Raw genomic sequence first — 9650 nt, 5'->3', positions numbered from 1 at the left:
GGTACGGGGCTGGGCCTGCACCTAATAGGTGCAGGACTGTCACCGGGCGCCTTTCCCTTGAGCGCCCGGTGGAGCGCTATCTCACAGGGGGGAAGGTGCTTTCTTTTTTGCTTTCTTTTTTGCCAAGATCGGCGGAGTCTCGACGAGGAGGGGCGCTACAAAGTGGCATACGAGGCAGTGGCACATGGTGCGTGGCAGCCAGAGAAGGACGAGAGATGCGGAGCAGACTCGGGAGCACCGGGCGACGTTCTCGGAGGAAATGTGGCAGCGCTCGCGGGAGTGCACGCGGCCCACTACAACCTCAGCGTCCCCAGGCTCATTGAGATTGCCGTCGCACGCGGAGAGGGCGTGCTCACGAGCATGGGCGCGTTCAACGTGGTGGGCGGCAGGTACACGGGCCGATCCCCGGACGACAGATTCATCGTGGACGAGCCCGATATACGGGAGGAGATATGGTGGGGCCCGGTGAACAGGCCATTTCCACAGGCTGCCTTCGACAGGCTCTGCTATCGCGTCGCCAGGTACTTGAAGGACAGGGAGATCTTCGTGTTCGACGGGTTCGCGGGCGCCGACCCCGAGTACCGGCTGCCAATCCGCGTGGTCACCGAGCTTGCCTGGCAAAACGCTTTCGCACAGCAGGTATTTCTCCATGCGACCCCACATGAGCTTCGCACGCATGAGCCGGAGTTTACGGTGATCTGTGCTCCGGGGTTCAAAGCCTTACCCGAGCGGGACGGGACGAGGTCTGAAGCGTTCATTCTCATAAGCTTTGCGCGCAGGCTCATCCTCATCGGCGGGACCTACTATGCCGGTGAGATAAAGAAGTCGGTCTTCAGCGTGATGAACTTCCTCCTACCCAGCCGCGGTGTCTTTCCAATGCACTGCTCCGCCAACATCGGCCCAACAGGCGATGTCGCGCTCTTCTTCGGCCTCTCCGGCACAGGTAAGACAACGCTTTCTGCAGATCCGGCCCGTCGTCTCATCGGCGACGACGAACACGGCTGGTCCGCGAGGGGCGTTTTCAACATCGAGGGCGGATGCTACGCCAAATGCATCAGGCTTTCGCCGGAGAGCGAGCCACTCATCTATCAGGCCATTCGCTTCGGGACGGTTCTCGAGAATGTGGTTGTGGACCCGGATAGCCGCGAGCCGGACTTCGACAGCGACGCGCTGACCGAGAACACCAGGGCGGGCTTTCCTGTAAGCTTCATCCCAGGTGCGGTGACATGCGGCCTTGGTGGGCATCCCAGGGTGATCATCTTCCTTACAGCCGATGCGTTCGGGGTGCTACCTCCGGTCGCCAGGCTGACGAGAGAGCAAGCCATGTACCATTTCCTATCTGGCTACACGAGCAAACTGGCAGGAACGGAGCGCGCCGTCACCACGCCCCGGGCCACGTTCTCAACGTGTTTCGCCGCCCCGTTCCTGCCGCGCCCGCCGGTGGTGTATTCGCGGCTATTGGGGCAGAAGATCGAGGCCTCCGATGTGCCGGTGTATCTTGTCAACACCGGCTGGATCGGAGGGCCTTACGGTGTCGGCAGCCGGATCCGGATACGTGACACGCGGGCGATCGTGTCGGCCGTCCTTAGCGGCAAGCTCAACGACGTACCCGCTGCTCCGGACCCGGCCTTCGGCTTTATGGTCCCCGAGGCATGTCCGGGGGTACCGTCCGAGATCATGAAGCCCCGTGCCACCTGGGCTGACCCGCGCGCCTACGACGAGCAGGCGGCGGTGCTTGCCCGAAGGTTCGTCGAGAACTTCGCGTGTTTCGATGACGTACCCGACGCCGTTAAGGCCGCTGGGCCCAGGCTGCCGCAGGCCGGTGCGGCAATTGGGGGCTAAGTGAGGGTGCAGAAGTGATCCCCACTTTTTAGAGGGGCTGCCGGTGATTGCACGAGGGGTGTCAAAATCCGGCCACTCGCCCGACGGGCCGGATTTTGGCGAAGCGCGCCCCGCTTGGGACGCCGTCCCCGAGTGCAACACCGGCAGCCCACTAGATCGGGAGGAACTAACGAACCCTCACTTAGCTTGCTGCCGGTTGGCCTCGGGAGTCCCCGCTGGCCCCGGAGTGCTGCAACTGCGGAAGGAGCTTGAGTGATGTTATCGAAACATACCGGTGTGGCCGTGCGAATATGGTGAAAAGGGGGCACACGGCCCTCTGTCTGCTCGTGGTCGCAGGGAAAGCGCACACGGGGCCGGGCAAGCGGCAGGGGGTGGAGTCGCGGTGAGAAAGAAGGTTGTAGTCCTCGGCGTCGTCGGGCTGGCCATTGTTTCCGTGATCGTGCTCCTTCACATGGGGCCGCCTTCGGACGAGGGGTTCGCCGCACGCGGCGGCCTGGGCCCGCCCGGCAACAGAATCGCGGTGGCCTATCTCCAGGGGCCCATCGCCGAGGGGCGTCCGTCCATGTCGACCACAGGGACCATAACTCCCAGGCTGGTGGCCAGATACCTGGAGAAGCTGGAGGCTGATCCCTCAGTCAAAGCGGCTGTCCTCAGGATAGATAGCCCCGGCGGTTCGGTGGCCGCGTCCCAGGCCATAGCCGGAATGATCGAGGAGTTCTCCAAGCCGGTTGTCGTGTCCATGGGCGACATCGCGGCCTCTGGCGGCTACTACATATCGGCCCCTGCCGACCGCATCCTTGCGATGCCGGGCACTATGACCGGCTCCATCGGCGTCATCATGAGCATCATGGACCTGCACGGACTCTACGACAAGCTAGGCATCAAGGATCAGGTCATAAAGTCCGGCCGGCACAAGGACATGTACCAGCGCACCCTTACTCCAGAGGAGCGCGAGCTGGTTCAGAGGTTATCAGACGCTGCGTACGAGCAGTTCGTGACGTACGTGGCCGCCCACCGGGGCTTGACTGTCGAGAAAGTGCGGGAGCTTGCCACTGGGGAGCTGTTCCTGGGGAGCCAGGCGGTGGAGCTTGGGCTCGTCGATGCCGTGGGCGATCTCGACGACGCGGTGGCCGCCGCCGCGGAGCTTGCAGGCGTGGAGTCACCGGTCGTGTACGAAGTGCCGTCGCCTATTTTCTTTGTTGACTTCTGGAACTTCCTCGGCGAGGTGCGAGGCTTCGTGAAGAACCTGACCCTCAGCCCGGAGGAGCGCCTTCTCTTGCGGCTGCGCGAGGAGCCCGCGCCGGAGTTGTGTTACTGAGTGAGAGTACAGAAGAGCTGCCGACTCTTGGGAGGGGTTGCCGGTGACTCAAAGAGAGTGTGCAACACCGGCAACCCACCAGGACGCTGGCACACTGGGAGGAAGTAACACACCCTTACTTAGGCGGCAGATCCGGTGCGGAGAGGAGGATGGGTATGTCGCAGGGAGTCTTCGACTGGCTGTACGGCGTCATAACCGGACCGGTTGAGGCGCTTCGCGCCGTGGCCGAGAAGAAGCCTGTTGGGTGGGCGCTTGCGGTCATCGTCGGGATAGCGGTACTTTCCTGCACAGCCAGGATATCACAGGCGAGCTTCGGCACCATTGGTGGTATCGGGCTCGAAGCCGTTCTGCAGTCGGTGCTCACCGCGGGTATCGTTCTCTCGGCCATTGGCTACTTCATCGGCGTGGGGCTCCTCCACCTTGCTGCACTCCTCTTCGGCGGCAAGGGAACCTTCGCCGGCCTGTTCTCGGCGGTGGGGTTCGCCCAGTTTCCCGCGTTGCTGTTGTTGCCTTTGATGGTGCTCGCGCGGGTTGGCAGTCCTGTGGTGGCGGGCTTATCCATTGTGGCATCGGCGGGGATCTCTGTGTGGGTCGCTGCTCTCGGTGTCATCGCGCTGAGGGAGGCACACGGAATGTCAACGGGGGCCGCCATCGGCACCTGTATCTTTGCTGCGCTCATCCCCGTGGCGACCGTCGCCGGGATCATCCTCCTTGCAGCCGTGGTTGCCGCCATTATCAGCACGGCATCCGCCGGAGTCTTTTGAGAGCGAACCCGGGGACTGCCCGTCGCAACCACCTATAGGCGACCAAGCTGGAAGTTGGGAATGGGTGAATGTAGCAATTGTGGTTACAAGAGACCCCACTGCCGGCTGCACGATGCCGCAACAGGCTGGCTTGCCAGTGGCCTGACGGCGGGTCAGCGCAGCGGCGCTGCAGGTGAGCGGCAGCATTGGTCCCGAGGAACTCGCTGGCGGGCGCCGGCGAGCCGCGAGGGGGTGGTCGGCAGGAGACCAGCTTTGGCGGGGGGCTGGTCCGCGAGCGACCATGTTCACCGGTGACCTGGTCGCGCTGGACCCACCTCTCGACGCAAGTCGCAGAAGGTGGTCTCGTAGCGACCAGGAAGCGCAGGAATGTGGTTGCCACACGACCACTTCACGCTCGGCGTTGGCCGCGCAGCGACCAGTTTTGCACATCGCCACGCGGGGGTGGTTCGTGGACGACCAGAAAGCGCGTTCGCGTGGTCGCGAGGGAGCCAACCGCGTGCGAAACCTGGTCGCGCCACGACCACTCCATCTTGCCTGCGACGGTGAAGAGGCCGAAGTTGGTCTCGGGGCGACCAGGATCGCCGCCGAACTGGTCGGGATGGGACCAGCTTTGAGGGCAAGCTGGTCGTAACGGAGCCAGTCTCGTGCATCGGGCGAAAAGGGTGGTCGCGCAGGAACCAACTTTTGCGGGAAGTTGGCCCGCGGCAGACCAGTCTCGCCTCTAACCTGGCTTTGTGGCGACCACCCTCCCCGCCTTGCGCCCGAAGCTGGTCTTGTGGCGACCAGGACGTCTCCGGAACTGGTAGCCAGGCGACCAACCGGCCGCGAATCCTGGTCGCAAACCGTTCACCTTACCGCCTGTTGGGCCGTGAGGACCGTGGGGGTGGTCTGCAGCGATCCAGGGTCAGCGCGCAGGTGGTGTCCAGCCGACCAACCAGTCCCCGACACCTGGTCGCGTCAAGACCAGCCCACCAGGCGACCACATCCAGGTGGCCACATCGTGGCATCGCCTGCAGAAGCGCCCTGACATGCGGACATGCGCCCGCCAGACCAGGAGGCGGCGATGACCCCTCGGGCGCCACAATGGCTGCATGCGTCCCCGCTTGGGGCGCCGTTCCCGAGTGCAACACCGGCAACCCGGCAACTACTGGCAAAGAGATAGGAACTAACGCACCCTCACTTAGGGGCAGACGAGTGACGCACGTCACTCGTCCTGGACTTACCTGTTCGCTACGTCACATGCGCCAGCCCAAAGATGACGCACCTCACTCGTCACGCTTTTCCCGTCCCATGCGTCACGCATCCACATTGAACGCGTGACGTTTGTCATCGATACCGCCTTGGGCGTTCTCCGACTCACAGCTTCTTCTCAAGGGGCTCCGCACGCCATGGATCTGTGCCGAACGGGTGGTGAATCAGCCCTTGGGCATCAGGTCCTCCATGTTGAGTTTCGCCTTCTCGGCCTTATAGTAGTCGTACGAAGCCGGGAAGTTCAGCACGCCGCCGACGAAGCTCTGCGGCCACTGCGACCTGAAGGTGTTGTAGTTCCTTATGGCCACCTGCCAGTCGTCGAGCGCCGTGCGGATCTCGTTCACCGCTTCTTCCAGACCTCGCATGGTCTGCTGCACTATGGGCGGCGAGAAGAGTTGCGGGTATGCTTCGCGCAGGGCGTTCACGTTGACCGAGAGCGCGAGACCCTCTGCGGCCTCACGGAACCGCGTCGCGGCTTCGACGGTCTTCTGCGGGTCCCCCTCAACTGTTGCCGCCGCGAACTCCTGTCCGGCGCGGTCCAGCGCCTCGGCACGGGCCCTTATGACGTCAGTTAGGGTGTCTTTCTCGTGTTCCAGGAAGTCCTTCTCTATCGCCCAGATCCCCTTGATCTTCTCGCTCAGGGTCTCGAGTGCAGCGCCGTACCGCCCCTCCTGCGCGAGCACGCTCTGCTGGAGCCTGACCATGTCGCGCTGAATCCCCATGACCCACGAGAACCCCGCAAGCACCACTAGGCCCACGATGATCAAGCCCACGATTCCAAAGAGGCATCCCTTTCTCAATGCTCTCCCTCCCCATAAATCTTGCGAAGGATGTCGTCGATGTTCCTTGCAATGGACACCACGGCCCCGTCGAGGTCGCCAGCGTTCGCGTAAGAGGCTGCTTCCTCGATGAGCGGCCCGAGATCGGACGAGGTGAGACGCGGCAACCCTCGCCCGACACTGTACCAGACCCGCCCCGCCTCGGGGCGGGCGTCAGGGATGATGAGAAAGACCAGGCCGTTGTTCTTGCGGGGACCTTCGCGTTCCCCCAGCATGAGCCAGCGCCCGTAGTGGGTGGACCACTCCACCGGGTGCTTCACGCCGCGCTGCACCACTATCACGGTCTCGGCGAAGCCATCGGCCCGCAAGTCCTCCAGCGTCTGGTCTGCCGCCTCGACCGCGCGCAGCCCCACTAGGCCCTCGGGGTCAACCACCCAGTAACGGCCGAGCGCGGGGAAGGCCGGATCGCCGGAAGGCACCTCGACGTTCTCGTCGTACGGCCTCTCGCCGCGCGGCCTGTCGGATGCTGCGCTCGCGGGCGGAGCAGGAGCGTGGCTGCCTCCGGGTTCGGGGCCGGCCGAGTCCCCGGCTCCGGGGCGGCATCCTGCCGCGGTTGATAGCAGCGAAACGCAGACCGCGGCTGCCACCAGCACGCATAAGACGCGGAAGGACCGGCGGACCCACACCTGTTCCCTCCCATGCGTGCGTTCCAGGTCGGCCGTAGCAGGACCACGGGACGCTGCCATGCCTTCGGGGTGCGTCGCAGCGCGCGCCGGGCGGGCGCCGTCGAACTTGCGGGCACAGCCGGCGCCTCCGCCCCCGGCGCACGCGCACGCACAGGCGCACGAGACACAGGCGCAGGCGCACGACACGCAGGCGCATCCGATGGACCTGCCTCCGAACCCACCTCCGCCGCCGGACCTGCGGGATCCGCCAGACGAACCCGAGCTTCCCGGCCGTGGGGACGAGGTGGATCTGGATCCCCACGAGGACCTGCCCGCCGGGGGAACGGGGAAGTAAGTGCCGTAGTAGATCCCACGCCTGCCTGTGTAGCCGCCGCGGGAAGCGGTGACGAGAATGACAATGATGAGGGAGATGATGACGGCCATGACGACCAGGGCGAATATGGCGGCTGCTGCGGCCGAGGCGTCACCCGCGGGCTTTTCATCCGTCGCCCCGGAACGCGAACCAGCCCCGGCTTCCAGGTCCGGGAAGAGGCGAGGCGAAAACGCGAAGGCGACCCTGAAGCGTTCGCCCGGCCCCAGGCGAGCGGTCCAGACCACCTGGTCCTCTATCCTCTGGGCAGGCTCCGGCGAGGTGTACAGCAGATCCCTGGAGTCTCCGGGGTTCCTCAGGCGCACCTCCAGCCGCCTGGTCTCGGCGCGATCGTACCAGCCGGGGACGAACGCGAACACGACCGCGTCGTCCTTGCGGTGCCCCATGCCGTCCTGCCGCACGCGGAAGCTGAAACTGAAGGTCTCACCGGCCGCATAGTCACGGTCGAGGTCCACGCGCACCCCGCTCCAGGAGCCGTAGTCCGCGCGGGAGACCTGCGCGGCTGCGCCCCCGCGCGAGAGGATCGTGTAGTTGTAGTCCGGGAGGCCCACGGTGACCCAGGGGATGTGGCCGCCGGTCACCTCCCATTCCTGGGAGTACTCGGCTATCCAGCTCCCGTCTGGCTTAGGGACGATGGTCACGATGTAGCTGAGTATCCGGTATGTGCCGGTATCCCGGGCCGCATGTGCCCAACCCGCACGGGGGCCTGCAACGCCGGCCGCAACGCCGAGGATGCATACTAGCGCTATCACCACTATTACAGGGACAGGCGTGCGCCTCATCTTGACCCCCTCCCGCTGCTGCCTTCGCTGCTGCTTTCGAGGCCAGCCTGCACCGGCGCAGCAGGCTTCCCCCGCGCCTCGTTCACGTTCAGCCTTTCGAGGGGGCACGCCCCGCCACAGATGGCGAAGTGCTCGCACTTCCTGCACTCGGGCGGCGCAAAGCCATGTGTCCTGACCTTCCGGGCGAGCGGGTGGTTGAATATGCGCTTCCAGGGAGTCGTGAGGATGTTCCCGAGCCCTTCATCATGCAGCCATGACTGGCACGGCACGACCATCCCGTCGGGCCTCACGGCCATGTTGGTGTGGCACGCCGAGCACGATTTCGCCCCGAGGCCCATGGCCACCGGATCGAGGTCGTTGTAACACGTGGGCGTGAACCAGTTGAACTCGAGGCCAAGCTCGCCCGCCACGGCTGCAGCTCCGGCAAGGATGGCCTTGAGGTCCTGGGGCCTCATCGCGTCGGGGTGCCCCACGCCGCGTCCGGCCGGGATGAGCGCGTTGCAGCCCACGTACCTCACCCCGATGCCTGCGAGGAAGCAGAGAAGGTCGGGAAACCCCCGAGCGTTCGCTTTGGTCAGCGTCGTGTTGGTCGAGACGTACATACCCGCGTCGAGAGCAGCCCTGATACCGCCGACGGTTTCCTTCCACGCACCTGCCGAGCCCACGATTGCGTCGTGCACCGCCGGATCCGCCGACTCGATGCTCACCTGGATGTAGTCCAGGCTCGCTGCTTTCAACTCCCCCACCAGGCCTGCGAGCGCCCTGCCGTTCGTGATGAGCCCCGTCACGAACTTTTCCGCGTGGCGGACAAGCTCCACGAGGTCGGGCCGCATCGTCGGCTCGCCCCCGGTGAAGTTCACCATTGGTATCCCGGCGTGCCACAGACGGTCGAGCACCTGCTTCCACAAGGCGGTATCGAGCTCGCGCACCCTGGGCATATCCGAGGCGTAGCACCAGGCGCACGCGTTCTGGCAGCCCGAGCCGCCCATGGATGAGATCATGAGATCCACGCGGGCAGGCGCCCGCCACTCGGCCTCGGCCATAACGCGCCCGGGGACACCGCGCTCGCTGGGGCACGCGCCGCGTGAAAGCTCCACGATGAGCCCGTACAGGTAGTCGATGTCGGCCTCTATCTCGGCCACGGGCACGCGCGGATACAGCTGGTGCACCCGGCGCGCAGTTTCGCGCTTGACGCCGAGCCAGGTTTCCTCCGATACCTCGCTGCCCGGCCGCGTGCGCTCGTGGGCAACCTCTATGAGGGCCTGCACCATGTCGGCGCTGCTCTCGTCCAGGAGCAGGAGCTGGCTGCCGTTGATCCAGAGCAGGTTTCTGGGGCGCCTCGTGAGGGCGGCCAACACCGGCCCGCCCGCCCGCCTGAGGTGGAGGCGGATCACCCCTGGTCCCTCTGGGTCTATGGTCACGTGGAACATCCCGGGGTCCCTGAAGAACCGGCGAGGTCTCGCTGTCAACTGTGCTCCTCCTTTCATCCTCTCCGAAAGGCACGGCTTTGCGACTAAGTGAGAGTGCGTTAATTCTTGTCCGTTTTCCAGTAGTTGCTGGGTTGCCGGTGACTCAGGGAGAGAGTGCAACACCGGCAACCCCTCCAAAAGTCGGGAGCATTTCTGCACCTTCACTTAGGCGCTTGTGTGGGCTTGCGCCGGTGCCGCGCCAAAAGGGCAGTCCTGACTCGCTGCAGGCCGGTCGGGGTGGCAGATGCCACGCTCACAGAATCAGAATGACGCAATGAGCGCCGCTCGTCAAGGGCGAGTCAGGAGAGGGAGGTGTGATCCCAGGGAGGTGCAGGATTTTCAGGCGCGGCAAGGAAAACATAATACCAGGTGGCAATCTCGGTGGCCTC

General features: G+C 64.7%; 6 protein-coding genes and 1 riboswitch. Of the genes, 3 read left to right on the top strand and 3 right to left on the bottom strand.

Going from position 1 to position 9650, the window contains the following annotated elements; all coding sequences use genetic code 11:
- Positions 1-87, top strand: a riboswitch (Lysine riboswitch). This riboswitch is flagged as partial in the annotation.
- 174 nt (positions 88-261) lie between these two features.
- The 3 genes from pckA to AB1609_08775 all read left to right on the top strand — a co-directional run bounded on the left by pckA (position 262) and on the right by AB1609_08775 (position 3924).
- The gene (pckA, locus tag AB1609_08785) at positions 262-1842 is read left to right on the top strand and encodes a phosphoenolpyruvate carboxykinase (ATP) (GenBank protein ID MEW6046564.1); all 1581 of its coding nucleotides are present in this window, start codon (positions 262-264) and stop codon (positions 1840-1842) included.
- A 382-nt stretch (positions 1843-2224) separates the two neighbouring features.
- Entirely contained in the window at positions 2225-3160 is a 936-nt protein-coding gene (gene sppA, locus AB1609_08780) for a signal peptide peptidase SppA (GenBank protein MEW6046563.1), read from the top strand.
- A gap of 155 nt (positions 3161-3315) precedes the next feature.
- The gene (locus AB1609_08775; protein ID MEW6046562.1) at positions 3316-3924 is read left to right on the top strand and encodes a Yip1 family protein; all 609 of its coding nucleotides are present in this window, start codon (positions 3316-3318) and stop codon (positions 3922-3924) included.
- A gap of 1415 nt (positions 3925-5339) precedes the next feature.
- Here AB1609_08775 and AB1609_08770 read toward each other — a convergent pair.
- From AB1609_08770 to AB1609_08760, 3 genes are read right to left on the bottom strand one after another with little or no spacing between them, the layout of a single operon-like run.
- On the bottom strand, positions 5340-5948 hold the full coding sequence (locus AB1609_08770) for a LemA family protein (protein MEW6046561.1): 609 nt from the start codon (positions 5946-5948) through the stop codon (positions 5340-5342).
- A 23-nt stretch (positions 5949-5971) separates the two neighbouring features.
- The gene (locus tag AB1609_08765) at positions 5972-7792 is read right to left on the bottom strand and encodes a TPM domain-containing protein (GenBank protein MEW6046560.1); all 1821 of its coding nucleotides are present in this window, start codon (positions 7790-7792) and stop codon (positions 5972-5974) included.
- Positions 7789-9261, bottom strand: coding sequence for a radical SAM protein (locus AB1609_08760; GenBank protein ID MEW6046559.1), 1473 nt, complete (start codon positions 9259-9261; stop codon positions 7789-7791). The genes AB1609_08765 and AB1609_08760 overlap by 4 nt, the downstream gene beginning before the upstream one ends.
- Positions 9262-9650: the final 389 nt, after the last annotated feature.

This window comes from Bacillota bacterium (assembly GCA_040754675.1).
Lineage (GTDB): Bacteria > Bacillota > Limnochordia > Limnochordales > Geochordaceae > Geochorda.
The sequence above is the reverse complement of the archived record's forward strand: the minus strand, read 5'-3'. Positions and strand labels throughout refer to the sequence as shown.